The sequence below is a fragment of the Stenotrophomonas sp. NPDC077421 genome (assembly GCF_049545505.1).
GTDB lineage: Bacteria > Pseudomonadota > Gammaproteobacteria > Xanthomonadales > Xanthomonadaceae > Stenotrophomonas > Stenotrophomonas nematodicola.
The window spans coordinates 29,292-54,954 of sequence record NZ_JBMWDP010000029.1; the positions used below are offsets into that span (position 1 = coordinate 29,292).

General features: G+C 68.7%; 25 protein-coding genes. 14 read left to right on the top strand and 11 right to left on the bottom strand.

The window, feature by feature from the left end; genetic code table 11:
• Positions 1-2: 2 nt before the first annotated feature.
• Both ACPEH1_RS14965 and metK read right to left on the bottom strand, forming a co-directional pair.
• A complete protein-coding gene (locus ACPEH1_RS14965) occupies positions 3-506 on the bottom strand; it encodes an acyl-CoA thioesterase (RefSeq protein ID WP_017355271.1) in 504 nt (167 codons plus the stop codon).
• 130 nt (positions 507-636) lie between these two features.
• The gene (gene metK, locus ACPEH1_RS14970) at positions 637-1,848 is read right to left on the bottom strand and encodes a methionine adenosyltransferase (protein ID WP_017355270.1); all 1,212 of its coding nucleotides are present in this window, start codon (positions 1,846-1,848) and stop codon (positions 637-639) included.
• A 297-nt stretch (positions 1,849-2,145) separates the two neighbouring features.
• On the opposite strand from metK, the gene ACPEH1_RS14975 reads away from it, so the two are divergent.
• The 4 genes from ACPEH1_RS14975 to ACPEH1_RS14990 are packed head-to-tail and all read left to right on the top strand — an operon-like array spanning position 2,146 to position 6,212.
• Positions 2,146-3,855, top strand: a complete 1,710-nt coding sequence (locus ACPEH1_RS14975; RefSeq protein ID WP_423716004.1) for a lysophospholipid acyltransferase family protein — start codon at positions 2,146-2,148, stop codon at positions 3,853-3,855.
• On the top strand, positions 3,852-4,655 hold the full coding sequence (locus tag ACPEH1_RS14980) for a UDP-2,3-diacylglucosamine diphosphatase (protein ID WP_136003698.1): 804 nt from the start codon (positions 3,852-3,854) through the stop codon (positions 4,653-4,655). The genes ACPEH1_RS14975 and ACPEH1_RS14980 overlap by 4 nt, the downstream gene beginning before the upstream one ends.
• A gap of 40 nt (positions 4,656-4,695) precedes the next feature.
• Positions 4,696-5,772: a metal-dependent hydrolase gene (locus tag ACPEH1_RS14985; protein ID WP_017356138.1), complete on the top strand. Its 1,077-nt coding sequence runs from the start codon at positions 4,696-4,698 to the stop codon at positions 5,770-5,772.
• Positions 5,769-6,212, top strand: coding sequence for a hypothetical protein (locus ACPEH1_RS14990; RefSeq protein WP_423716001.1), 444 nt, complete (start codon positions 5,769-5,771; stop codon positions 6,210-6,212). The genes ACPEH1_RS14985 and ACPEH1_RS14990 overlap by 4 nt, the downstream gene beginning before the upstream one ends.
• Positions 6,213-6,224: 12 nt before the next feature.
• Here the strand turns inward: ACPEH1_RS14990 and ACPEH1_RS14995 are convergent, their stop codons facing one another.
• From ACPEH1_RS14995 to ACPEH1_RS15015, 5 genes are all read right to left on the bottom strand, one after another.
• Positions 6,225-7,052 carry a methyltransferase domain-containing protein gene (locus ACPEH1_RS14995; RefSeq protein WP_017356136.1) on the bottom strand — a complete coding sequence of 276 codons (828 nt, stop codon included), beginning with the start codon at positions 7,050-7,052 and terminating at the stop codon, positions 6,225-6,227.
• Positions 7,053-7,062: 10 nt separating this feature from the next.
• Complete coding sequence (gene dusB, locus ACPEH1_RS15000; RefSeq protein ID WP_037591248.1) at positions 7,063-8,055, bottom strand: tRNA dihydrouridine synthase DusB; 993 nt, start codon at positions 8,053-8,055, stop codon at positions 7,063-7,065.
• Positions 8,056-8,224: 169 nt separating this feature from the next.
• A complete protein-coding gene (locus tag ACPEH1_RS15005) occupies positions 8,225-8,653 on the bottom strand; it encodes a hypothetical protein (protein ID WP_037591666.1) in 429 nt (142 codons plus the stop codon).
• A 177-nt stretch (positions 8,654-8,830) separates the two neighbouring features.
• Positions 8,831-9,796, bottom strand: coding sequence for a ribokinase (locus ACPEH1_RS15010; RefSeq protein WP_017357217.1), 966 nt, complete (start codon positions 9,794-9,796; stop codon positions 8,831-8,833).
• A gap of 26 nt (positions 9,797-9,822) precedes the next feature.
• Positions 9,823-11,121: a NupC/NupG family nucleoside CNT transporter gene (locus ACPEH1_RS15015; protein ID WP_017357218.1), complete on the bottom strand. Its 1,299-nt coding sequence runs from the start codon at positions 11,119-11,121 to the stop codon at positions 9,823-9,825.
• A 190-nt stretch (positions 11,122-11,311) separates the two neighbouring features.
• On the opposite strand from ACPEH1_RS15015, the gene ACPEH1_RS15020 reads away from it, so the two are divergent.
• The 5 genes from ACPEH1_RS15020 to ACPEH1_RS15040 all read left to right on the top strand — a co-directional run bounded on the left by ACPEH1_RS15020 (position 11,312) and on the right by ACPEH1_RS15040 (position 16,538).
• Complete coding sequence (locus tag ACPEH1_RS15020) at positions 11,312-12,283, top strand: potassium channel beta subunit family protein (RefSeq protein WP_017357219.1); 972 nt, start codon at positions 11,312-11,314, stop codon at positions 12,281-12,283.
• A gap of 121 nt (positions 12,284-12,404) precedes the next feature.
• Complete coding sequence (hemP, locus tag ACPEH1_RS15025; RefSeq protein ID WP_019182448.1) at positions 12,405-12,602, top strand: hemin uptake protein HemP; 198 nt, start codon at positions 12,405-12,407, stop codon at positions 12,600-12,602.
• Positions 12,603-12,745: 143 nt separating this feature from the next.
• The gene (locus tag ACPEH1_RS15030) at positions 12,746-14,959 is read left to right on the top strand and encodes a TonB-dependent hemoglobin/transferrin/lactoferrin family receptor (protein ID WP_423669787.1); all 2,214 of its coding nucleotides are present in this window, start codon (positions 12,746-12,748) and stop codon (positions 14,957-14,959) included.
• 5 nt (positions 14,960-14,964) lie between these two features.
• Entirely contained in the window at positions 14,965-15,561 is a 597-nt protein-coding gene (locus ACPEH1_RS15035) for a Hemin transport protein (RefSeq protein ID WP_136003702.1), read from the top strand.
• A gap of 35 nt (positions 15,562-15,596) precedes the next feature.
• The gene (locus ACPEH1_RS15040) at positions 15,597-16,538 is read left to right on the top strand and encodes a DUF6607 family protein (RefSeq protein WP_313217751.1); all 942 of its coding nucleotides are present in this window, start codon (positions 15,597-15,599) and stop codon (positions 16,536-16,538) included.
• Positions 16,539-17,210: 672 nt separating this feature from the next.
• Here ACPEH1_RS15040 and ACPEH1_RS15045 read toward each other — a convergent pair.
• The 3 genes from ACPEH1_RS15045 to ACPEH1_RS15055 all read right to left on the bottom strand — a co-directional run bounded on the left by ACPEH1_RS15045 (position 17,211) and on the right by ACPEH1_RS15055 (position 20,739).
• Positions 17,211-17,564, bottom strand: a complete 354-nt coding sequence (locus ACPEH1_RS15045) for a DMT family protein (protein WP_136003706.1) — start codon at positions 17,562-17,564, stop codon at positions 17,211-17,213.
• Positions 17,565-17,653: 89 nt separating this feature from the next.
• A complete protein-coding gene (locus tag ACPEH1_RS15050) occupies positions 17,654-20,140 on the bottom strand; it encodes an ABC transporter permease (RefSeq protein WP_423716002.1) in 2,487 nt (828 codons plus the stop codon).
• On the bottom strand, positions 20,137-20,739 hold the full coding sequence (locus tag ACPEH1_RS15055) for an ABC transporter ATP-binding protein (RefSeq protein WP_423716005.1): 603 nt from the start codon (positions 20,737-20,739) through the stop codon (positions 20,137-20,139). The genes ACPEH1_RS15050 and ACPEH1_RS15055 overlap by 4 nt, the downstream gene beginning before the upstream one ends.
• 120 nt (positions 20,740-20,859) lie before the next feature.
• On the opposite strand from ACPEH1_RS15055, the gene ACPEH1_RS15060 reads away from it, so the two are divergent.
• The 3 genes from ACPEH1_RS15060 (at position 20,860) to ACPEH1_RS15070 (ending at position 23,724) form a co-directional block, all read left to right on the top strand.
• Positions 20,860-21,510, top strand: a complete 651-nt coding sequence (locus ACPEH1_RS15060; RefSeq protein WP_017357190.1) for an arylesterase — start codon at positions 20,860-20,862, stop codon at positions 21,508-21,510.
• Between the two features lie 77 nt (positions 21,511-21,587).
• A complete protein-coding gene (locus tag ACPEH1_RS15065) occupies positions 21,588-22,301 on the top strand; it encodes a response regulator transcription factor (protein WP_017357189.1) in 714 nt (237 codons plus the stop codon).
• Positions 22,302-22,452: 151 nt separating this feature from the next.
• Positions 22,453-23,724, top strand: coding sequence for a sensor histidine kinase (locus ACPEH1_RS15070; protein ID WP_136003715.1), 1,272 nt, complete (start codon positions 22,453-22,455; stop codon positions 23,722-23,724).
• Positions 23,725-23,749: 25 nt separating this feature from the next.
• Here the strand turns inward: ACPEH1_RS15070 and ACPEH1_RS15075 are convergent, their stop codons facing one another.
• A complete protein-coding gene (locus ACPEH1_RS15075) occupies positions 23,750-24,454 on the bottom strand; it encodes an SGNH/GDSL hydrolase family protein (RefSeq protein ID WP_136003717.1) in 705 nt (234 codons plus the stop codon).
• 208 nt (positions 24,455-24,662) lie between these two features.
• On the opposite strand from ACPEH1_RS15075, the gene ACPEH1_RS15080 reads away from it, so the two are divergent.
• The gene (locus tag ACPEH1_RS15080) at positions 24,663-25,043 is read left to right on the top strand and encodes a diacylglycerol kinase (RefSeq protein ID WP_153164889.1); all 381 of its coding nucleotides are present in this window, start codon (positions 24,663-24,665) and stop codon (positions 25,041-25,043) included.
• A 42-nt stretch (positions 25,044-25,085) separates the two neighbouring features.
• A partial coding sequence (locus tag ACPEH1_RS15085; RefSeq protein ID WP_423716003.1) for a TerC family protein occupies positions 25,086-25,663 on the top strand: 578 nt, incomplete at its 3' end.

Sequence of the window (25,663 nt, forward strand, 5' to 3'; positions counted from 1 at the left end):
GGCTACGAATGGCTGGGCGGGTTGGACGCCAGCAGTTCCAGATGGCGCTGTTCCATTTCCTCGCGCAGCTGGCGGCGGATCAGCGCGGCCGCATGGCGACGGCGCTCGTCGCTGGTTTCCAGCTGCAGCGGCGGCACCGGGGTCGGTCTGCCCTCGTCGTCCACCGCCACCATCGTGAAGAAGCAGCTGTTGGCGTGGCGCACGCTGCGCTTGAGGATGTCTTCGGCCACCACTTTCACCCCGATCTCCATCGAGGAGGTGCCCGTGTAGTTCACCGAGGCCAGGAAGGTGACCAGCTCGCCCACCGCGATCGGCTGGCGGAACATCACCTGGTCCACCGACAGGGTCACCACGTAGCGGCCGGCATAGCGGCTGGCGCAGGCGTAGGCGACCTGGTCGAGCAGGCGCAGCACCGCGCCACCGTGGACCTTGCCGGAGAAGTTGGCCATCTCCGGGGACATCAGCACGGTCATCGACAGCTGGTTGGATTTGAATTCGGTGGTCATTGGCCGATTGTAGCCGGCGATCGGACGCCTGAAACGACGATGGGCCGCTTTCGCGGCCCGTCGTTTGAGGGGCAGCCGACCAACGGTCGGCTCCACCCGCAGGAAGTGGGCCGCGTTGGCGGCCCATTTCTTACTTCAGCTTCGCATCCGCGCGCAGGGCGGCGGCGCGATCGGTCTTCTCCCAGGAGAAGGCGGTCGCGTTGACCAGCTCACCGGCACCGTCGGTGTAGCTGAATTCCTTCGGCTTGCGGCCGAAGTGGCCGTAGGCGGCGGTCTGCTGGTACATCGGGTGGATCAGGTCCAGCATCTTGATGATGCCGTACGGGCGCAGATCGAAGTGCTTGCGGATCAGCTTCTCGATCTTGTCGTCGCTGATCTTGCCGGTGCCGAAGGTGGTGACCGAGATCGAGGTCGGCTCGGCCACGCCGATGGCGTAGGAGACCTGCACTTCGCAACGGTCGGCCAGGCCGGCAGCCACGACGTTCTTGGCGACGTAGCGGGCAGCGTAGGCGGCCGAACGGTCAACCTTGGACGGATCCTTGCCCGAGAAGGCGCCACCACCGTGACGGGCCCAGCCGCCGTAGGTGTCGACGATGATCTTGCGGCCGGTCAGGCCGCAGTCGCCCACCGGGCCGCCGATCTCGAACTTGCCGGTCGGGTTGATGTGGAACTTGGTGCCCTTGTGCAGCCACTTGGCCGGCAGCACCGGCTTGATGATCTCTTCGCGGACGGCCTCGATCAGGTCCTTCTGCTTGACGCCCGGGGCGTGCTGGGTCGACAGGACAACCGCGTCGATGGCCGAAACCACGCCGTTTTCATAGCGCAGGGTGACCTGGCTCTTGGCGTCCGGACGCAGCCAGGACAGCGGCGAGTTCTTCTTCTTGCGGACCTTGGCCTGCTGCTCGACCAGACGGTGCGACAGGTGGATCGCGGCCGGCATGTAGCTGTCGGTTTCGTTGGTGGCATAGCCGAACATCAGGCCCTGGTCGCCGGCGCCCATTTCTTCGGGCTTCTTGCGATCCACGCCCTGCGCGATGTGCGGGGACTGCTTGCCGATCAGGTTCAGCACGCCACAGGTGGCGCCGTCGAAGCCCACGTCGGAGCTGTCGTAGCCGATGTCCAGGATCACCTTGCGGGTCAGGGCTTCCAGATCGATCCAGGCGCTGGTGGTGATTTCACCGGCCACGATCGCCACGCCGGTCTTGACCATCGTCTCGCACGCCACGCGGGCGCGCTTGTCCTGGGTCAGGATCGCGTCCAGCACCGCATCGGAGATCTGGTCGGCAATCTTGTCCGGATGGCCTTCGGAGACCGATTCGGAGGTGAACAGGTAGCTGGACATCAGGCGTAATATCCTTTGATTCGGATGGAAAGATGGGCGCGAATGATACACGGCAAGTCGCGCTGATGCATTGTGCGCCAGCCGGAGTTGCCCGAGGTTAAGCCGGTGTGCCCGTCGCAGGGCCCGCTGTGACGCCATTGGGGCCCAGCGTCACCGCCCAGTGTTCCACCAGCGTGACAAATCCACGGCCCTGCACGGGCCGGCCGTCATCGATCTGCCGCCAAACCGCCATCACGCTGCCTTCGTTGCGGGCCACGCTCTCGGCCAATCCGGCCGCCGGGCATGAGTGAGCACGCCATGCAGCAGTTCGAGCAGCGCCTCCAGGAGCGGTATCCGCAGTGGTTCCACGGCCCTCGGGCCCGTCTGGCCAGGCCGCTGCTGCGCAGCGTGGGGCGCTGGTCGCAGCTGGACCGGATCGAGGCGTTCCTGCAGCGCAGCGCCGGCCTGCGCGGTTTCGGCTTCGTCAGTGCCGGCCTGGACTTCCTGGGCGGCCGCTATCGGGTCGAGGACGTCGAGCTTGCGCGGATTCCCACCACCGGCCCGCTGCTGATCGTGGCCAACCACCCCTCCGGTGCGCTGGACGCGCTGGCCCTGCTGGACGCGGTCGGGCGCATCCGGCACGACGTACGGATCGTGGCCAACGATCTGCTGGCTGCCATCGAGCCCCTGCAGGACCTGCTGCTGCCGGTCCGCATCCTTGGCGGCACGGCGAAGCGACCGAGCGTGCAGGCGGTGGGGCAGGCCCTGGCGGCGGGCCAGTGCGTGATCGTGTTTCCGGCCGGGGAAGTGTCGCGGCTGTCGTTGCGCGGGATCCGCGATGGCCGCTGGCAGCGCGGCTTCGTGCGCTTGGCACGGGACGCGGCGGCCCCGGTGCTGCCGATCCGGGTGGACGCGCGCAATTCGGCCCTGTTCTATGGCGTGTCCACCGTGTTCAAACCGGCTGCAACGCTGCTGCTGGCGCGGGAGATGTTCGCCCATCGCGGCCGGCCGCTGCGCCTGCGCATCGGCACGCCCATGCAGCTGGGGCAGGGCGACACCCGCAGCGAACTGCTGGCGGTGCGACGTGCGTTGTACGCGCTGGGGCGGCAGGCTGAGGCCACGCCGGCCGGTGGTGCCGGCCCCGAGCCGCTCGCCGCACCGGTCGCGCCCTCGCGGGTGGCCGCCGCGATCGCCGCGGCCGAGGTGCTCGGGCAGACCGCCGATGGCAAGCAGATCCTGCTGGCCCGCTGCAGCACCGGGTGCGCGCTGCTGCTGGAGCTGGGACGACTGCGCGAGCTGACGTTCCGCCGGGTCGGCGAAGGCACCGGCCGCAGCAGCGACCTGGATGCCTTCGACCTGGACTACCAGCACATCGTGATCTGGGACGGTGCCGCGCAGCGCATCGCCGGGGCCTACCGGATCATGCGCGGCGCCCAGGCCCTCGCGCAGCGCGGCCTGGCCGGGCTCTACAGCGCGTCGCTGTTCCGCTACTCCGACGACGCCATCCCCCGCATCGCCGAAGGACTCGAACTGGGCCGCAGCTTCGTGGTGCCCGACTACTGGGGCAGCCGCAGCCTGGACTACCTGTGGCAGGGCATCGGCGCGTATCTGCAGCGCCGGCCCGGCATCCGCTACCTGTTCGGCGCGGTCTCGATCAGCGCCGCGCTGCCGCAGGACGCCCGCGAGCAGCTGGTGGCGTACTACCAGCGCTACTTCGGTGGCGAGGCGGGGCTGGTGGCCTCCCACCGGCCGTTCCAGTACTTCGCCGCGCCGCCGTGCTTTGGTGACCTGGATGCGACGGCCGCGTTCGACGTGCTCAAGGCCAATCTGGCTGCGCTCGGCACCGGCGTGCCAACCCTCTACCGCCAGTACACCGAGCTGGCCGAACCCGGCGGCGCGCGCTTCCTGGCCTTCGGCGTCGATCCGGACTTCAGCGATTCGATCGACGGCCTGATCGAAGTGGATCTGCACGCGATCCGCCCGCACAAGCGCAAACGCTACCTGCGCCAGGCAGGGCTGCCGGCATGAAGGCACTGACGCGCCTGCCCCCCCACCGGCGCGCGGTATTTCTCTCCGACGTGCACCTGGGCTCGCGCCATTGCCACGCCACCGAGCTGGCGCGGTTCCTGGCCGAGCTGCGCTGCGAGCGGCTGTACCTGGTGGGCGACATCATCGACCTGTGGTGGATGGCGCACCGGCGGGCGAGCTGGCGGCCCGCCCACAGCGACGTGATCCAGGCCCTGCACGCGCTGCGCGGTGCCGGCACGGAGATCATCTACATTCCGGGCAACCACGACGCGTCGCTGCGCCGTGCGTGCGGGCTGATGCTGCCGGCCATGCAGGTCCGCCGGCGGGTGATCCACGTCACCGCCGACGGGCGCCGGCTGCTGGTGGTCCACGGCGACGATTACGATGGCATCACCCACTTCGGCGGTCTGCAGGAACGGTTTGGCGACTGGCTCTACTACCGCATCCTCACCGGCAACCATCTGCTCAATGCCGTCCGGCGGCGGTTGGGACGACGCTACTGGTCGCTGTCGGACTTTCTCAAGAAGCGCAGCGGCGCCGCCGAGCGCTACATCGAACGCTTCGTGCAGGCCGGGTTGGATGACGTGCGCCGGCGCGGGCTGGATGGCATCGTCTGCGGACACATCCACCGCGCCGCGCTGGTCGAGCGCGACGGGCTGGTGTACGCCAACGATGGCGACTGGGTGGAAAGTCTGACCGCGCTGGTCGAGGACCCCGACGGCAGCCTGCGGTTGCTGGACCACCAGGGAAACATGCTGGTGGAGCTGGCCGCCACAGCGCGGTTGCCGAAGGCCGCCTGAGCGCGCGGCATCGCGCGTGTCCGGCTGCTAGCATCGGCCGATGGACTCCTTAAGCCAGATCGTACTGGGCGGCGCCGTCGCCGCCGCCATCGCCCCGGCCGGCCACCGCCGCGCCGCCCTGCTTGCCGGTGCCGCCCTGGGCACCCTGCCGGACCTGGATGCACTGCTGCTGGCGGCGACCGCCGCCGACCCGGTGGCACTGATGACCGAGCACCGCAGCTACAGCCACTCGCTGCTGGTGCTGCCGTGGGTGGCGGCGCTGATATGGTGGGGCTTCAAACGGTTCGGCAAGGGGCGGGTGGCCGAGGCACCGGGACGCTGGTTCTGGGCCATCCTGCTGGCGCTGATCACGCATCCGCTGCTGGATGCGTTCACCGTCTATGGCACCCAGCTGTGGTGGCCGTTCACCCCGCCGCCGACCATGTGGTCCAGCGTTTTCATCATCGATCCCGGCTATACGGTGTGGCTGCTGATCGGCTGTACGGTGGCATGGTTCGCCCGCGCGCGGCCGCTGGCGCAGCGCGCGCTGGTGGCCGGGCTGGTTCTCAGCAGCGGCTATCTGGGCTGGTCGCTGCTGGCCAAGCACACGGTGGACCGCGAGGCCGACCGCGCGCTGGCCGCGATGGGCCTGGCCGACGCCCCCCGGTTCTCGGTGGCGATGCCATTCAACACCCTGCTCTGGCAGGTGGTGGCGATGACCCCCAACGGCTATGTGATCGGCGAGCGTTCGCTGGTCGCCGACCGTGGCCCGATGGTTTTCCACGGCCATCCGTCCAACGTGCAGGCGCTGCGCCAGGCGGCGGCTCTGCCGGCCGTGGCGCGGCTGCAATGGTTCAACCGCGGCTTCATGCGCGCCCGGGTGGTGGACGGCGAACTGCAGCTCAGCGACCTGCGCATGGGCCTGGAGCCGGACTACACGTTCACCTTCGCGGTGGCGCGGACCGAGGGCGACGGCTGGGCGGCAATCACGCCGCGACAGCTGCGGCCGGCGTATGAAGGGAAGGAGGGCAGGGCGAGGGTGGAGCGGCGGTTCGCGTCGATGTGGCAACGCATCTGGCGCACACCGACCGCGACCGGCGTCATCGCCCCGAAGGCAGGCTGGCAGGAGGCACCGTGAGCGGACGTTTCAGCATGGAGATCAACGGCACGCGCTACACCCGGCTGGCCGATGTGCCACCGGAGTACCGCGCGCTGCTGGTGCAGTTGACCCCGGCAGCGTCAACCACGCCGCCGGCGGCACCGCTGCGCGAACTGCTGCAGAAGGCCAGGGCGCAGCCCGATCGCGGGCGCCAGCAGCAGGTGCTGCTGGAGGCGCTGCGCAGCGTCGACCCCGAACGCGCGCAGCGTATGGAACACACGCTGTCCGAGCGCAATCCGCCCCGGGGGACGGGTACGCTGGAGGTGGGCAGCACGCCGACACCGCGCCCGCGTGAAGGCGCGCGCATCCAGAGCGTGGGCACCACCGTGGCGGCCGGCGATCGCGGTGGCATGGCGATCTGGGCGCTGCTGGCGGGGGTGGTGGTGCTCAGCCTGGTCGGCTGGCTGCTGTCCGCGTAGCGGCCGCGGCCGTCAGTACACCGTGGCGCGGGCCTGCACGAAGGAAAAGAAGAACACTGCGTTGGGGTCGTTCTGCACCAGGCTGAACTCGCGGCGCATGCCGTCCACGGTGTCCTGGTCGACCAGGCCGGCCTCCAGCAGCGGGCCGGCTGCCGACAGCAGCAGCTGCTCCCAGAACGCGATCATGGTCTTGCGACGGGCCGGCTCGCGGTTGTCCAGGTGGATGGTCTTGATCTCGGTGTGGACGTCGCGGAAGCCGCCGGCCAGCAGCAGGTTGCCCAGCTTGGCGCCGACAAACGGGTCGCCGCCGTGGTCGTACTGGAAGTCGTTGAAGGCCATCCAGTAACGCCAGATGTGCGGCGAGTACGGATCGAGCAGGAACGAGGCGTTCATCACTTCGGTCACGTACACCGGCGAGCCCGGTACCAGCACGCGGCGCACTTCATTGAGCACCCGCGCCGGCGAGGGGACGTGTTCGAGCACCCAGCACAGGAAGGCGGCGTCGAACTCGCGCGGGCCGAACGGCAGGTTGCCGGCGTCGGCCTGCAGCAGCGCGTAGCGTTCGCTGCACCACGGCGTGCGGGCCAGGTTGGTGGCGGCGGTGGACAGTTGCGCCTCGCTCAGATCCACACCGGTGACGTGCAGCTCCGGGAAACGCCGCAGCAGGATCTCGGTCTGCGCGCCGACGCCGCTGCCCACTTCCAGCAGGCGCCTGGCGCCACCGTAATCGATGCCGCTGAAAATGCTCGATTCAAACAGGCGCGACTGGGTGACCAGCCGCTGCTGTTCGGTGTCGGAGAAGCCGTGGAGGTAGGTCGGTGCGGTGATCGGCGGGGTCATGGCGGCAGGCTCAGGCGGCAGACGACACCGGCTCGCCGGCGGCGAGGGCATCGAAGTAGTCGGTGGTCAGGGCGATCTGGCTGGCGGCATCCTCGGCGCGGTTGACCACCGCGCGGAAGGCGGCGTTCTCCGGCCGGTCCTTGGCGTACCAGCCCAGGTGCTTGCGCGCGATGCGCACGCCCTGCGGCTCGCCATAGAAGTCGTGCAGCGCCTGCAGGTGGCCCAGCAGAATGTCGCGGACTTCGTCCAGGGTCGGTGGCGGCAACAGGGTGCCGGTGGCCAGGAAATGGGCGACCTCGCGGAAGATCCACGGACGGCCCTGGGCGGCGCGGCCGATCATCACCGCGTCCACGCCGGTCTGGGCCAGCACCTGCGCGGCCTTCTGCGGCGAATCGATGTCGCCGTTGGCCAGCACCGGAATGCGCAGCGCGGCCTTGATCGCCGCGATGGTCTCGTACTCGGCGCTGCCGGTGTAGTGCTGGTCGCGGGTGCGCCCGTGCACCGCCAGCGCAGCGATGCCGCTGTCCTCGGCGATGTGTGCGATCAGCGGACCATTGCGGTGGTCGCAGTCCCAGCCGGTGCGGATCTTCAACGTGACCGGTACGTCCACCGCCTCGACCACGGCGGTGAGGATGCGCGCCACCAGCGCCTCATCGCGCATCAGCGCCGAGCCGGCCCAGGCATTGCACACCTTCTTGGCCGGACAGCCCATGTTGATGTCGATGATCTGTGCGCCGTGGTCCACGTTGTAACGCGCCGCGTCGGCCAGCTGCTGCGGCTCGGTGCCGGCGATCTGCACGCTGATCGGGTCCGGCTCGCCGGCGTGGTCCATACGGTGGAGCGACTTGCGGGTGGTCCAGAAACGCGGGTCGGAGATGGTCATTTCCGAGGCGGCCAAGCCCGCACCCAGCCGTTTGCACAGCAGGCGGAAAGGCTTGTCGGTGACACCGGCCATCGGCGCCAGCACCACGTTGGGCCGGATGTTGTAGGGGCCAATCTGCATGCACGCATTGTAGTGCCGGCCGCCGGCCGGCAACCACGCACCGGACCGCGATCCGGGCCAGTGTTAAGGCCGATCCGGAAGGCCCTGATGCGCTCCGGTCATGAGCATATGCTTGACGATTGCTTCCGCCGCCCCCAGCGCGGCGGGATGGTGGGCGGTTGGCAGGGGGTTACAGCCGCGTCCAGACCTGCACGCTGCCGGCCAGATGGAGACCGGCCAGCGTCAGGCAGGCCGCTGAGCTGGTGTACCAGAAACGGGCGCCGTTGCAGCCGGGGCGCACCCGTCCGATCAGCAGCCCGGCCAGCCCGCGCACGCCGAGGACCGCGATGATCAGCACCAGGACTTCCTGACGGCCGGGGAGCACCGGCAGCCAGCCCGCGGCCGAGAGGGCGTAGGCCGTCCATAGCGCCAGCACCGCGGTGATGGCGGTGGTGATTGCCGTGGGGAAGGGATGGCCGGCGCGGGACAGCCGCACCATCCGTTCGCCCGCGCCAAAGAACGCGTACCAGCGCGCGCCGAAGATGATGCAGCCGATGTGCAGCAGCACCGCGAGCGCGGTGCCTGCGGCCGCCAGCAGCAGCCAGGGGGTGTCATCCATGCAGACGCGATCCATGAGGCAGGCCACGATGGTCGAGCCGGCCTGCCGGACGGTCAATGCGCAGGCCGGCCTTAGGCTGTCAGGATCCGGCCAACCCTGTCGGCGCGCGCGGTGGACCCATGAAAAAGCCGGCGCTGGGCGCCGGCTTGGTCAGTACCGCAGGTTCCGCCAGGCCGCTCAGGCCGTGGCAGCATCCTGTGGGGTGAAGTGCGGCATCGCTGCGGCGGCGCCTTCCTTCTCGGTGGAACGGCCGGCGAACTGGTTGGCGAAGCGCACATGGCGGGCGAACGCGGCGTCCGGGTCCTGGGCGATGGAGGCCACCAGCGCACCGTTGAACGCATCGCCGGCACCGGTGGTGTCCAGCACCTGCACCTGCTCGGCGCCCACCCGGTAGTACGGCTGGGTGTCGCCGCGCAGGTTCTCCTCGGCGTGCGACACGAACACGCCCACCGATCCCAGCGTCACCACCACGGTGCCGTTGCCGACCAGCTTGCGGCACAGCGCATGCAGGCTGGCGCCGTCCAGCGCGGCCACGTCGTTGGCATCCACGCGCTCGCCCACATGGCGGCCGAGCAGGGCGGCGAACTCGGTCTCGTTCGGGGTCAGCACGTCGGCCAGCTTGAGCAGGCCGATGCTGGACGGGGCGTCGGCCGGGGCCACGTTGAGCACGGTGGTGGCACCGGCCTCGCGGGCAATCGCCAGCGCCGCTTCGATGGTCTCCACCGGCGACTCCAGCTGCGCCAGTACCACCTTGGCGCCGCTCAGCAGCGCACGCTGCTGCTCGACGTAGGCGGTGCTCAGGGCGGCATTGGCACCCGGGCCGATCACGATCGTGTTGCGGCCGCGGCTGTCCACGTAGATGCCACCGGTGCCGGTCGGCTCGGTGCTGGCTTCGGCCTGCAGGGTGAAGCCGTCATCAGCGGCCAGGCCACGGGCCATCGCACCGCCGGCATCGTCACCCAGCGCGCACACGAAGGTGGTCGGCGCGCCCGCACGACGTGCGGCGACGGCCTGGTTGAAGCCCTTGCCGCCCGGACCGGTGCTGTAGCGCCCGGCGATGGTCGCGCCCGGGGCCGGGAGCGATTCGCAACGCCACACATGGTCCACATTGAAGGAGCCGACAACGACGACACTGCTACTCATAAAGTCTGTTTCTCAATGAACGGATATCAGCTGAAATGCGTCAGCACGCCGGCGATGGTCGCCGTCATGAAGGTGGCGATGGTACCGCCAAGCACCGCGCGCAGGCCGAACTTCGCCAGATCGTGGCGACGCTCGGGGGCCAGACCACCAATACCACCGATCTGGATTGCGATCGAGCTGAAGTTGGCGAAGCCGCACAGCGCATAGGTGGCGATCAGGCGTCCTTCGGCCGACAGGGTCATCCCCGGCACCTGGCCGTTCACGATCTCCGACAGCTTGGAGTACGCGACGAACTCGTTGATGACCACCTTCTGACCGATCAGCGACCCCACGGTGGTGGCATCGGCCCACGGGGTACCGATCACCCAGGCGATCGGGGCCAGCAGGTAGCCGAAGATGGTCGACAGGTCGGTCGGACGGCCGATCATCGCCTGCAGGCCGGAGATTTCGCCGAACCAGGTCAGCGGCGCATTGAGCAGGGCGATCAGGGCAATGAAGGCCAGCAGCATCGCGCCGATGTTCAGCGCCAGCTTCAGGCCGTCGCCGGCGCCGGCCGCCGCCGCATCGATGATGTTGCTGGAGGTCTTCTCCACTTCCATCTTGACGGTGCCGCGGGTCAGCGGGGTGCCGGTTTCCGGCACCAGCAGCTTGGCCACCACCAGGGTTGCCGGCGCGGCCATGATGCTCGCCGCCAGCAGGTGCTTGGCGTAGAAGGCCTGCTGCACCGGATCGTTGCCGCCGAGCATGCCCACGTACGCAGCCAGCACGCCACCGGCGATGTGCGCCATGCCGCCGATCATCATCGTGATCAGTTCGGACTGGGTCATCTTGGCGATGTAGGGGCGGACCGTCAGCGGCGCCTCGGTCTGGCCGATGAAGACGCTGGCGCAGACGCTGGTGGTTTCCGCACCGGACACGCGCATGATCTTGGTGATCGCCCAGGCCATGCCGCGCACGATCATCTGCATGATGTTGAGGTGGTACATCACGCCCATCAGCGCCGAGAAGAAGATGATGGTCGGCAGCACCTGGAAGGCGAAGATGAAGCCGAACTTGCTGGTGTCCATCAGGCTGCCGAAGATGAAACCGGAGCCTTCGTTGACGAAGCTCAGGATCTTCACGAAGCCCTTGCCCAGCGCATCGAATACATCGCGGCCGCCGGGCACCAGCAGCACCACCGCCGCAAAGGCGATCTGCAGCGCGATACCGGTGACCACCAGGCGCCAGTCGACGGCGCGCTTGTTGTTCGAGAACAACCAGGCGATGCCGATCAGCACCACCAACCCGAACAGGCCGAAGCCAATCCTGCCCAAACCTTCGACCATGTGACTTCCCTTGGGGCGCCGCGAAAAACGGGAAGCCTAGAGCAGCGGCAGGGGCGGAGCAAGGAAAAGCGGCGTGCGCGGGCCGATCGGCGCCGATCCGGCCAGCATCGACAAGGGTTTGCGGGCCCGCGCCGGCTACACTAGCGGGCATCGATCCGGCCCGGATGCGGGCCTGCAGCAGGAGAATCGCATGCTCTACCGCCGCCTGGGCTCCACCGGCCTGAAGCTCTCCGCCCTGTCCTTCGGGGCCTGGGTGACTTTCGGGGATCAGATCGCCCGCGACGAGGCCCGCAACCTGATCGCGGCCGCCTGGGACAACGGGATCAACTTCTTCGACAACGCCGAGGGCTATGCGCGCGGGCGGGCCGAGCAGGTGATGGGAGACGTGATCGCCGACCTGCGCCTGCCGCGTGACGGCTTCTGCGTGTCCAGCAAGGTCTTCTTCGGTGCCGTGGATGACCCGCGCCCGACCCAGCATGGCCTGTCGCGCAAACATGTGACCGATGCCTGCCATGCCGCGCTCAAGCGCCTGCGGGTTGACTATCTTGACCTTTATTACTGTCACCGCCCCGATCCGGACACCCCGATCGCCGAGACCGTGCAGGCGATGGACACCCTGATCCGGCAGGGCAAGGTCCTGTACTGGGGCACCTCGGAGTGGTCGGCGGCGCAGATCCAGGAAGCGGTGGATATCGCCCGCGCCGGCCATCTGCACGCCCCCTCGATGGAGCAGCCGCAGTACAACCTGCTGCACCGCGACCGGGTCGAACGCGAGTATGCCCCGCTGTACGCCGATGCCGGGCTGGGGACCACCATCTGGTCACCGCTGGCCTCGGGCCTGCTGACCGGCAAGTACAACGCCGGGGTGGACGCGCAGTCGCGGCTCGGTCAGGCCCAGACCGCCTGGCTGAAGGACCTGGTGCTCGGCGATCCGGCCGAACAGCGGCTGGAAAAGGTGCGCCGCTTTACCGCGCTGGCCGCCCAGCTCGGCCAGTCGCCGGCGCAGCTGGCCATCGCCTGGTGCCTGCGCAACCCCAATGTCTCCAGCGTGATCCTCGGCGCCAGCCGGGTGGGGCAGTTGCAGGAAAACCTGGGCGCGCTGCGGCTGTTCGACACGATGGACGAGACCGTCTGGCAGCAGGTGGACGCCGCTTTCGATTGATAAGATCAATCGAACTCACGGGTTCGATCATTAATGCCATCAATCAAAATGAGAATGGTTGTTGATTGTCAACTGAGAATCATTATCATTTGACTCGTCCCTCGCACGAGTCCAGACGATGATGAACACTCAAGCTGCTGTACTGCTGCGCCCCGAAACGCTCACCCTGCGCGACCGCCCGGTACGCGTGGTGCCGCCCGAAGAAGTGATCGACAGCGAAGCCCTGCTCAAGGGCCGCCGCGAAATCCTGATCCAGCACGGCGACCGCTTCTACCGTCTGCGTCATACCAGCAACGACAAGCTGATCCTGACCAAGTAATGCCGGCGCCGTCCACGCGGGCCCGCCCCTCCCCCCGGGCCCGCGCTGCTCCTGCTCTCTCCCCCTCGACACCTCGCCGGCGGCTCCGGTCGATGGCGTGGGTCGGGGGTCTCCTTCTGCACCCCGCCGCTTCCCGCCACCCCATGACGATCCGACCGACTGCCCTGAGCGCCGCCTTGTGGCTGGCGCTGCCGATGGCCGCGCATGCCGATGCCGACGCCGCCCCCTCTTCCGTCAACGACGCGCGCGAGTTCGATCGCGTGCAGGTCACCGCCACGCGCACCGAGCGCGCGCTGAGCGACGTGGCCGCCACCGTCGATGTCATCGACCGCGAGCAGCTGGACAACCACCTGGCGCAGAACATCAAGGATCTGGTCCGCTACGAGCCCGGCGTGTCGGTCACCAGCAGCCCGGCCCGCTTCGGACTGGGCGGCTTCCGGATCCGTGGCCTGGACGGCAACCGCGTGCTGATCCAGACCGATGGCATCGCCATGCCGAAGGCGTTCGACATCGGCAGCTTCGCCGACGCCAACCGCAACTTCACCGATCTGGAAACCCTCAAGCGGGTCGAGATCGTGCGCGGTCCGGCGAGCTCGCTGTATGGCTCCGACGCGCTGGGCGGCGTGGTCGCGTTCGTCACCAAGGACCCGGCCGACTACCTCAAGGACGGCAGGAACAGCTACGTCGGCCTGAAGTTCGGCTATGACGGCGACTGGCAGGGCCTGCTTGGCAGCGCCACCACCGCCTTCGGCGGCGACCACTGGAGCGGCATGGTCAACGTCAATCATCGCCAGGGCCAGGAAACCCAGAGCAACGGCGATGTCCGCAGCAACGACCGCACCCGCACCGCGGCCAACCCGCAGGACCGCGATGGCCGCAGCGTGCTGAGCAAGCTGGTGTATGCCCCCAGCGATACCCAGCGCTTCAAGCTCACGGTGGAAGGCAACGAAGACAGCGTGGACACCAACGTGCTGTCGGCGATCGACCACACCACCACCACCGGCATGAAGGCCCGCGACCACCAGACCCGTGCGCGCGTGTCGTTCCGCCACGAACTGGACGACGTCGGCATGGGCGTCGCCGACAGCCTGTCGTGGCAGGTGTACCGTCAGGACAGCGAGACCACCCAGCGCACCGATGAGAACCGCGCCAACCGCACCACGCGCCACCGCGAGTTCAACTTCGACCAGCGTGTGTACGGCCTGCAGGCGGTGTTCCACAAGGGCCTGGAAACCGGCGCGGTCGAGCATGCGCTGACCTACGGCTTCGATGGCGCCTGGACCGAAACCCGACAGAAGCGCGATGGCTATCAGGTCCTCGCCAACGGGGCGATCAGCACCACGATCCTGCCCGACGCCTTCCCGGTGCGTGATTTCCCGATCAGCAGGACCACCGAGCTGGGCCTGTACGCGCAGGATGAAATGCGTTTCGCCGACGGCCGCGTCTCGCTGGTGCCGGGCGTGCGCGTGGACCACTACGAGCTGCGCCCGGAGGTGGACGGCATCTTCGGTGCCGACAACCCCGGCATGGCCGTGTCCGGCCTGACCAAGACCAGCGTGTCGCCGAAGCTGGGCATGGTCTGGCGCTTCGCCGACCAGTGGTCGCTGTTCGCCGGCTATGCGCACGGCTTCCGCTCGCCGCCGTACAACGACGTCAACCTGGGCTTCACCAACGTGATGTTCGGTTACACCGCCATTCCCAATCCGGACCTCAAGCCGGAAACCAGCGATGGACTGGAGCTGGGTGTGCGTTTCATCGCCCCGGCCGCCTACGTGAGCCTGAGCGGGTACTACAACGACTACAAGGACTTCATCGAGTCCCAGCGCCAGGTCGGCATCAACGCCCAGGGCCTGATCGTGTTCCAGTCGCAGAACGTGGCCGATGCGGACATCTACGGGGCAGAGCTGAAGGCCGGCGTCGATTTCGGCGAGCTGAGCACGGCGCTGGCCGGCTGGTCGCTCAACGGGTCGGTGGCCTGGTCGCGTGGCCAGAACAAGACCGAAGATGTGCCGCTGGAATCCATCGACCCGCTGCGCGGCACGCTCGGCATCGCGTTCGACCGCGATACCTGGGGCGTGGAGCTGGCCGGTACCTTCGCCAGGCGCAAGGATCGCCTGCCGCCGGCGGTCGGTACTGTCGCGCCCTTCGCGCCGGCGGGGTATGGCGTGCTCGACCTGATGGCGCACTGGACCGTTGCGCCCGGTGCCAAGCTCAACGTGGGCGTGTTCAATCTGGGCGACCGCACCTACATCGACTACTCGGGTATCACCTCGACGCTGGCGACCAACAGTACAGTGATCGACCGTTTCACCAACCCCGGCCGCACCGTGTCGGCCAGTCTTGCCGTGAGCTGGTAGCCGCCATGAGCCGAGCCCTGTCCGCCTTCCGTCCCCTGGCCCACGCACTGCCCGCCAGGGCCTTGCCCACGCCGGGACAACTCGCGGCACTGGGCACGGTGCTGTGCCTGTACCGACCCGACAGCAGCGAACTGGGCGGCTGGAAGCGGGCGGTTTCCGCCCACGCCTGCCAAGGCATGGACAGTGAAGGCATCCGCGAAAGCCTGTGCTTCGTCGATGTCCGCGGCCGCTGCTGCTGGCGCCTGTATCTGCTGCCCGACAGCGACTATCTGGCCTGGGACCGGCTGGTGGGTGCCTTCCCGGCACGGCCGGAGCCGATCAGCGATGGCGGCGTGGCCGAGCGCCTGTGGCGCCGCCTGGCGGTCCGCCTTGGCGGCGAGCCGTGGCGCATGTGCGCGCTGCGCCTGCACGCGGCCGAGGAGGGCCTCGGCCTGGCGGCCAGCCTGGCCCCGCTGTCGTCGCTGGGTGCGGGTATCGCCCGCCACATCGCCGATGTCGAAGGCGCCGAAGGCGAGCTGTGGGTCGATGACTGCTGCTGCGCCACCGCCGCCCGCCACGGGCCGCGCGCCGATCCCGCCGATCCGCCGTTGATCCGGTTGTAATCCACCTTGCAAGCCACTCCAGAAGGGACCTCCAGATGAAATTCCAGACAGCCGGTGCGTGGCTGCTGCTTGCCGGCAGCGGTGTCGTCCACGCCCAGCCCTCCGACCTGCAGCGCGACCACGACAGCATCCTGGCGATGAAAGGCGAGTACATCGTCGATTTCGCCTTCGATGAGACCGTGCTGCTCAAGCCCGGCTACGAGCGCGCGCCGGCTGTGCGCAGCGGCGGCAATGAAGTGGTGATCGTGGTTGAGGACTCCCCCCGGCGCATCGTCCTGCAGCATCTGCTGGTGGACGGCAAGAGCGGCCACGTGACCAAGCACTGGCGCCAGGACTGGGTGTACGAAGCGCCGCACCGGTTCGAATTCAGCGCCGACCAGACCTGGCAGGTGCGCACGATTCCGACCGCGGTCAACGCCGGTGCATGGACGCAGTGTGTCTATGAAGTCAGCGATGCGCCGCGTTACTGCGGCACCGGCAGGTGGGCCTACGACAATGGCGTGGCGACCTGGACCAGCGACCTGAGCTGGCGCCCGCTGCCGCGTCGTGAGTACACCCGACGCAGCGACTACAACGCGCTGGCCGTGGTCAACCGCCACACGCTGACCCCGAACGGCTGGACCCACGAGCAGTTCAACACCAAGATCCTGCGCGGTGCCGATGGCAGCCAGCAGGAGATCGCGCGCGAGTTCGGTTTCAACGACTACAACCGGACCACCGACGTCGATTTCAAACCGGCCTACGACTACTGGACCGCCACCGCCGGCTACTGGGCCAGCGTGCGCCAGCGCTGGGACGGTTTCCTTGTGAAGGCACCGGGCGTGCACCTGAAGACCACGCTGGACGGCATGGCGATGATCATCCCGCTGTTCACCCAGGCCCAGGACATCCAGGACGGCAGGAAGGTCAAGGACGCCGAGATCGACAAGGTGTTCACCCAGTGGGTCGAAACGGCCCCGGCCGAGGCCGCCCGCTGAGTCGTGCGGGGCAGGGGCACGGGCTGCGCGCAAAGCCGACCGCAGCCCCCTCGTAGAGCCGGGCTCTGCCCGGCTGCTCTCCGTTCCGCGGCCGATACCCCCAAGCGCGCTGCGCGCGCAGCCGGCCAACGGTCGGCTTGCAGCCCCTCGTAGAGCCGAGCTCTGCTCGGCTGCTCTCCGTTCCGCGGCCGATAGTTACCCAGGCGCGCTGCGCGCGTAGCCGGCCAACGGTCGGCTTGCAGCCCCGTCGTAGAGCCGAGCTCTGCCCGGCTGCTCTCCGCTCCGCGGCCGATACCCCCAACCGCGCTGCGCGCGCAGCCGGGCAGAGCCCGGCTCTACGGTCTGGCGGCCGATATTTACCCAATAGCCGGCCAACGGTCGGCTTGCAGCCCCCCTCGTAGAGCCGAGCTCTGCTCGGCTGCTCTCCGTTCCGCGGCCGATAACCCCAAGGCGCGCTGCGCGCGCAGCCGGGCAGAGCCCGGCTCTACGGTCTGGCGGCCGATACCCCCAGGCGCGCTGCGCGCGCACCCGGCCAACGGTCGGCTTGCAGCCCCCTCGTAGAGCCGAGCTCTGCTCGGCTGCTCTCCGTTCCGCGGCCGATACCCCCAGGCGCGCTGCGCGCGCAGCCGGGCAGAGCCCGGCGCTACGGGGTGGCGGCCGAGACGGCCCGTCCTATTCCTTGAACATCAGCAGCGCGGCGATCACGATCAGGCAGAACGCCGCATAGTGGTTCCACTTCAACGGCTGCTCCAGGTACACCGCCGAGAACACCGCGAACACCACGAGTGTGATCACCTCCTGCATGCCCTTGAGCTGGGGGGCCGAATACACCGCGCTGCCCAGCCGGTTGCCCGGCACCTGCAGGCAGTACTCGAAGAACGCGATGCCCCAGCTGACCAGAATCACCGTCATCAGCGGCGCGCTTTTGTACTTGAGGTGCCCGTACCAGGCGAAGGTCATGAAGATGTTGCTGCCCAACAGCAGCAACACGGGGTACAGATAGGCGGTGAATGACGTGCCGGGCATCCGGGCGATCTCTGGGAACGGGGGCGCGCAGGATACCGGGCGCGGCGGCAGCAGTGTGTCAGCATGCGGCCGCCGCGCCGGTTGGCCGGTCAGGCCTCCCGCAACGCCAGCGCCGGTGGGGTGCGCAGGATGCGCCGCGTGCCCAGCCAGCCCGACGCCATGCTCAGCAGCACGCCCAGCGCGCCGCCCACCAGCAGCGGCCCCCACGGCGGGCTCAGCTGCAGCTCGAACACCTGGCGCGCCACCACACTGCCCAGCACCGCCGCCGTCGCGACCGCCAGCAGCGCCGACAGCAGCCCCAGCAGCCCGAACTCCACCAGCACCGCCCCACGCAGCTGGGAACGGGTCGCGCCCAGCGTGCGCAGCACGGCGCTGTCATAGCGGCGTTCGCCGGCCGTGGCCTGGAGCGCCGCCAGCAGCACCAGCAGCCCGGCCAGCAGGCTGAAGCCCATCACCAGCTGCACCGCCTGGGTCACCCGATCGACCACCTCGCGCACGCGCTCGAGAATGCCATCGATGTCCAGCAGCGAGATGTTGGGATGCTCCCGGGTCAGGCCCGCCAGCGCCGGCGCCTGCGCGCGCGGCAGATGGAACGCGGTGATCAGGTTGTACGGCGCATCGCCCACCGCGCCCTCGTTGAGCAGCAGGAAGAAATTGACCTGGAACGAATCCCAGTCGGCCTTGCGGATGCTGGTGATGGTGAACCGGCGTTCCTGTTCGCCCATCTGCAGCGTCACCGTATCGCCCAGTTTCATGTCATAGCGCTCGGCCCAGCCCTGCTCGATCGATGCCTCCGCCGCCGTGCTCCCGACGGCCCAGAAACGCCCCTCCAGCAGCTGGTTGGCTGGCGGGAAATCGCGCCGCCAGGAGAAGTTGACCGGGCGGTTGGCATCGTCGTCGTCGTTGCTGTTGTCCTCGCGCTGCTGCCGCTGCGGCGCGCGGTCGTTGACGGCCAGCAGGCGGCCGGTGCTGAACGGCTCGATGCCCGGCGCCATCACGCCCAGCTCCTGCAGGGTCGCCAGCACGGCCGCGCGTTGCCCGGGCTGGATGTTCATCAGGAAATAATTGGGCGTATCGCTGGGCAGGCGGTCGCGCCACTGTGCCAGCAGGCCCGGGCCCACCACCGACAGCAGCAGCAACGCGCACAGCGACAGCGACAGCCCCACCAACTGCATCACTGCCAGCCCGCGGCGCCGGGTCAGCGCCGCCACCCCGAGCTTCCAGCGCCCACGCAGGCGGCCCTGCAGGCCACGCAGCAGCCACAGCAGCAGCGCGCCCACGCCGCCCGCGAGCGCGGCCAGCGCCGCCAGTCCGCCAAGCACCCAGGCCGCCAGGCGCACATCACCGGTGGCCTGTACGGTCAGCGCCACCGTGGCGGCCAGCGCCGCCAGGTAGACCAGCAACGAGCTCGGGGGCAGTGCGGCGAAACTGCGGTTGAGCACGCGCATCGGCGGCACCCCGCGCAGCCGCAGCAGCGGCGGCAGGCCGAAGCCGAGCAGCAGCACCAGGCCGATGCCGGCACCGCTCAACGCGGGCGTCGCCTGCGGCAGGGGCAGGCGGTTGGGCACCAGCCCGCCCAGTGCCTGCACCAGCCCGGCCTGCGCGGCCAGCCCCAGACCGATGCCGGCCAGACAGGCCGGGATGGCCAGCATCACCAACTGCAGCGCCATCGCGGCCAGGATGTCGCGCTGGCGCGCGCCGAGGCAGCGCAGGATGGCCACCTGGTCGATCCGGCGCATCGCAAAGCGGTTGGCCGCCAGGGCCGTGGCCACGCCGGCCAGCAGCACCGCCAGCAGGGCGGCCAGCGACAGGAAGCGGCCCGCGAGGTCAAACGCGCCGCGGACGCCACGCTGGGTATCGGCGATGCCGACGATGCGGTAGCCCTTGGCCTGCGGCGCCAGCCATGCACGGAAGTCGGCGATCACCTCGGGCGGCCCGGCGAACATCATGCGGTAGGAGGCGCGGCTGCCGGGACCGAGCAGGCCGGCACGGTCGACATCGACACGGTTGACCAGCAGCGGCGGCGACAACTGCATCAGCTCGCCGGACGTGTCCGGCTCGGCCTGCAGCACGCGGGTGACGGTGAGGGTCCCGGCGCCGAACTCCAGCGCATCGCCGATTTTCAGCCCCAGTGCCTGCATCAGCCGAGGATCGGCGTAGGCCTCTCCCGGTGGCGGCGTGCCGGCAGTTTCGCTGGCGGCATCGTGCAGGGCACGTCCAACGCGCAGCTCGCCGCGCAGCGGATAGCCCGCGCTGACCGCCTTGATGTTGGCCATCTGGCTGTCGTCGCCGTGGAACAGCACGCTGGGGAAACTGACCATGCGGGTGCTCGCCAGCCCGCGCGTGCGCGCGGCGTCGGCAAACCGCGCCGGCACGTCCTCACGTGCGCTCAGCCCGAGGTCGCCCCCCAGCATCTCGGCGGCACTGCTGGTCAGGGCGAGCGTGACCCGGTTGACCAGGGTGCCGACTGCGGTCATGACCGCCACGCCGAGCACCAGCGCGGCGAACACGGTCAGCAGGTCACCGGCGAGAAACTCGCGGCGCAGCGCCCGCGCGGCATGACGGATGACATTCATGCCGGCGTGCCGACGGACGCGTCGACCAGACGGCCGCCATCCAGGCGGTAGATGCGCTCGCACCGCTGGGCCAGGCGCAGGTCGTGGGTGACCAGCACCAGCGTGGTGTCGCTGCTGGCGTTGAGCGCGAACAGCAGGTCGCTGATCTGCTGGCCGGTGGCCTGGTCCAGGCTGCCGGTGGGCTCGTCGGCGAACAGGATGCGCGGGCGTGCAACGAACGCGCGCGCCAGCGCCACACGCTGCTGCTCGCCACCGGAGAGCTGGCGCGGATAGTGGCGCGCACGGTGGCCGAGGCCGACCTGCTTGAGTACTTCGCGCACCCGCGCCGCATCCTCGCGCCCGGCCAGCTCCAGCGGCAGGGCGATGTTCTCTTCGGCGGTCAGCGCCGGCAACAGGTGGAAGCTCTGGAACACGAAGCCGACCTCGCGCGCGCGCAGCTGCGCGCGGGCTTCCTCGTCCAGCGTGTCCAGCGATTCCCCGGCCAGGGTGATGCGGCCACGGCTGGGCAGGTCCAGCCCGGCGAGCAGGCCGAGCAGGGTGGTCTTGCCGGAACCTGAAGCGCCGACGATCGCCACGCTCTCGCCTTCATGGACGGTCATGCCGATGTTGTCCAGTATGTGGACTTCACCCTCCGGGCCACGGGCGGATTTGCCGACATCGTGGGCGGAAATGGCGACGGGCGCGCTGCGGGGGGACAGGCTGTCGATGAGGATTCTCCAATGTACCGAGCGAAGTGGAAGCGGCATCAGGCCGGGTGGATCGTGGTGCTGGCAGCATTGCTGTGGTGGCCGCTGCTGGCGTGTGCCAAAGGTCCGGAACCCCGCCATGCGGTGCTGGTGGTCGGGGACAGCCTCAGTGCCGCCCACAATATCCCGGCGGCCTCGGGCTGGGTGAACCTGCTTCAGCAGCGGGTCAACCAACAGATCAAACCGCCGCCGGCGATCATCAATGCCAGCATCAGCGGTGAAACCTCCTCCGGAGCGCTGACCCGGCTGCCGGGCCTGCTGCAGAAGCACCGGCCCTCGGTGGTGGTGATCGAACTGGGCGGCAACGATGCCCTGCGCGGGCTGACCCCCGCCCAGCTGCGCGGCAATCTGGAGAAGATGATCCTGGCCAGCCAGGCGGCCGGGGCCAACGTGCTGCTGCTGGGCATCGACGTGCCGCCCAACTACGGCCCGGCCTACCGGCAGCGGCTCAAGCAGGTCTATGCCGATCTGGCGCGGCAGCACAAGGTGGCGCTGCTGCCGTTCCTGCTGGAGGGGGTGGCGCTGCAGCCCGGATCGATGCAGGCCGACGGTCTGCATCCCACCGCTGCCGCGCAACCCCGGGTGCTGGACAACGTCTGGCCCCTGCTGAGACCCCTGCTCTGATTGTGTCGTGACCGGCTTCACACGGCGTCCACTGCCCATGCGGCATGTTTCACAAAGCTGAAGAAAGAGGGACTCTCATGCGTCAGACAAAGGAAACCGCCGGCCTGGTGCTGGTGGTCGAAGACAACCGCAACATCTCCGAGATGATCGGTGAATACCTGGAAGGCCGCGGCTTCGAGGTCGACTACGCCCAGGACGGGCTGGACGGCTATCGCCTGGCAGCGGAAAACAGCTATGACGTGGTCGTGCTGGACCTGATGCTGCCGCGTCTGGACGGCATCGAAGTCTGCCGCCGGCTGCGCAACGACGCCCGCAAGTCCACCCCGGTGTTGATGCTCACCGCGCGCGACACGCTCGATGACAAGCTGACCGGTCTGGGCTTTGGCGCCGACGATTACCTGACCAAACCCTTCGCCATCCAGGAACTGGAAGCGCGGTTACGCGCCCTGATCCGCCGCGAGCGCCGGCAGGTGGGCTCGGAAGTGCTGAAGGTCGCCGACCTGGTGCTCGATCCGGTCAGCATGCGCGCCACGCGTGCGGGCACCGAGCTGCAGCTGTCGCCGATCGGCCTGCGTCTGCTCACGATCCTGATGCGCGAGTCGCCCCGGGTGGTGACGCGCCAGGAAATCGAGCGCGAGATCTGGGGCAACGGTCTGCCGGATTCGGACACCCTGCGCAGCCATCTGTACAACCTGCGCAAGATCATCGACAAGCCGTTCGATCGCCCGCTGCTGCACACGGTGCAGAGTGCGGGCTACCGGATCGCCGATATCGCCCAGCCGATGAGCTGAGCGCATCGCGTGACGACAGTATGACCGAGTGGGCCCTGCGGGGCCCTGGGACCCTCGACGACCTGGCACCTTCCCGGTCGTCCGGGTTCCTTGCACGATGGAATCACGGCGCGCTTTCCTATAATCGCGGCGAACCGCCCTGGACCCCGTAATGCCGCACGGTCTGCCGCGCAAGATACGTATCGTCTTCATCCTCCAAGCCGTGCTGGCCAGTCTGGGCATCCTGCTGGGCGCATGGCTGGTGTCGCTGGTCATCAAGCACAGCCTGGTCAGCAGCGCGTTGCGCGAGGAAGCCGCCTATTTCTGGCAGCTCCACGACGCCTCGCCGGCGCAACCGCCGCCGAACACCCAGAACATCCGCGGTTATCTGCTGGAGGCGGGGCAGTCCAGCCTGAGCCTGCCGGCCAACCTGCGCACGCTGGGGCCGGGGTTCCACGAGCTGAAGGACGACGACCAGCTGGTCCTGGTCGATGCCCGCGAGGAGGGCCAGCTGTACCTGGTGTTCCTGCGCTCGCGCGCGGAAATGCTGGCCTTCTGGTTCGGCATCGTGCCGGTGCTGCTGACCCTGCTGGCGGTGTACGGCGCGTCCTGGATCACCTACCGGGCCTCCAAACGGCTGGTGTCGCCAGTGAACTGGCTGGCGCGGCGGGTCTCGCGCTGGGACCCCGGGCATCCGGAAGCGGCGGACCTGGCGGCGGACAAGCTGCCGGCGGACATGCAGGGTGAAACCCGGCAGCTCGCGGCCGCGCTGCATTCGCTGGCCACGCGGGTCAGTGCGCATGTGGCGCGCGAGCGCAACTTCACCCGCGATGCCAGTCACGAGCTGCGCACGCCGCTGACCGTGATCCGCGTCGCCAGCGACATGGCCCTGGGCGATGCGGAGATGACTCCGCGCCTGCGTCGCGGCCTGCAGCGCATCCAGCGCGCCGGGCGGGACATGGAGGCGGTGATCGACGCGTTCCTGATCCTTGCGCGCGAGGCGGACGTGGAGCCGCAGGTCGAACTGTTCGATGTCAACGACATCGTGCGTTACGAGGTCGACAACGCACGCGAGCTGCTGGCCGGCCGGCCCGTGGAGATCCACATGCACAGCGGAGGCCCGGTGCACCTGCACGCGCCGCCGCGGGTGCTGCAGGTGGTGGTCAGCAATCTGCTGCGCAATGCCTGCAGCTACACCGACGAAGGCAGCATCGAGGTGGACGTCGAGCAGGACCGGGTGGTGGTGCGCGACACCGGCATCGGCATGTCGGCCGACGCCCTGGCCCGCGCCTTCGAGCCGTTCTACCGGGCCGACCCGACCCGCCCGCAGGGCACGGGGCTGGGCCTGTCGATCGTGCGCCGCCTGTGCGACCGGTTCGGCTGGAAGATCACCCTGACCAGCGAACCCGGCGTCGGCACCCAGGCGACGATCGTCTACCGCTGACCTGCGGCAACGCCGGGCGCTGCCGTCATTCGCAGCGCACCTTGGGCGCCAATGCCTCGCGCCAGATCGCATAGCCGTCCGGGGTCATGTGCAGCATGTCCTCCCGGAACAGCGACGCGCGTGGCTGGCCGTCGGCACCCAGCATTGGCGTGTAGATGTCGGTGTAGCCGGTGTTGGGCATCCGGGCCAGCGCCTGCCGGATCAGCCCGTTGGCTTCGACCACCGCCGGCAGCAGCTGCGCGCGCGACGGGCTGGGCTTGATCGAGATCACTTCCACGGTCGTCTTCGGCAGGTCGCGGTGCACGCGCTGCACGAACGCCACTACGTCGTCGCGCACCTGCGCCGGGCTGCGGCCGCTGTTGAGATCGTTGTCACCGGCGTAGAAGAACACCTTGCACGGCGCGTACGGAATCACGATCCGGTCGGCGTACCAGGTGCTGTCGCGCACTTCCGACCCGCCGAAGCCGCGGTTGAACACCTTCTGGCCCGGGAAATCGGCGGCCAGGGTGTCCCACATGCGGATCGAGGAGCTGCCGATGAACTCGATTCCGCCGCGCGGTGGCGGCGCCGCCTTGTCGGCGGCGGCGAACTGGTCCATGTCCCCGGCCCAGGCCACGTTGGAGACCTGGGCCGGCACCTGCGGCGCGGCCGGCGGGACGGGGCTGCGGGCCAGCGCCGGCAGGGCGCAGGCCAGCGCCAGGGCGAGCAGCAGGGGGCGGCGGTACGTCATCGCAATCTCCATTCAGGCAAGGCATTCATCATAGAAGCTCCGCCCGGTTTCCGCCGTGCCCCATCGGGCCATTCCGGGCCTGCGTCCGTGCCGGCAACGGGCTTGTGGCAAAATGACGGATTGACCGCCCATTCAGCGATGCCCATGACTGCCAGCCGTGCGCTGTTACCTCTGTTCCGGCCCACCCCGCGCAGTGGAGTCCGTTGCCGTGGCTGACGAAATGGGGCACATGCCCCGCGGCCCGCGACGCATCTTCAAGGCGGCGGTGTGGTCCTGGCAGGGGCTGCGGGCAGCCTGGCTGCACGAGTCCTCGTTCCGCCTGGAGGTCTACCTGCTGGTGGTGCTCGCACCTCTGGCGCTCTGGCTGGGCCAGACCCCGGTCGAGCGTGCGCTGATGATCGGCTCGATGCTGCTGGTGCTGGCAATGGAGCTGGCCAACTCGGCCATCGAAGCGGTGATCGAACGTTACGGCAGCGAGTTCCATGAGCTGGCCGGGCGCGCCAAGGACATGGGGTCGGCCGCGGTCTTCGTGCTGATGATGAATGTCCTGGTGTGCTGGGGCCTGATCCTGGTACCGCACTTTTTCTGACGCGTCTGCGGCGCGTCATCCCCCCTGTAAGGATGGAAGTCCATGTTCCTTGAGTTGCTGTCCGACCCCAATGTCTGGTTGACCCTGCTGACCCTGAGCGCGCTGGAAATCGTGCTCGGCATCGACAACCTGGTGTTCATCTCGATCGCCGTGAGCAAGCTGCCGGAAGCGCGCCGCCCGTTCGCGCGCAAGCTCGGCATCGCGGTGGCCTGCATCACCCGCATTCTGCTGCTGGTCTCGCTGGCCTACCTGGCACACATGCAGGCCAACCTGTTCACCGTGGCCGGCATGGGCATCTCCATCCGTGACCTGGTCCTGATCGTGGGCGGCCTGTTCCTGATCATCAAGGGCGGCATGGAAATCCGCGAGCTGATCACCGGCGGTGAAGACGAAGATCCCACCACGACCAAGGCCTCGGCCGTGTTCGGCCTGGTGATCGCCCAGATCGCCATCATCGACATCGTGTTCTCGCTGGATTCGGTCATCACCGCCGTCGGCATCGCCGAGCACGTGCCGGTGATGGTCGCCGCGATCCTGCTTTCGGTCGCCGTGATGCTGCTGGCCGCCAACCCGCTGGGCCGCTTCATCGATGCCAACCCGACCGTGAAGATGCTGGCCCT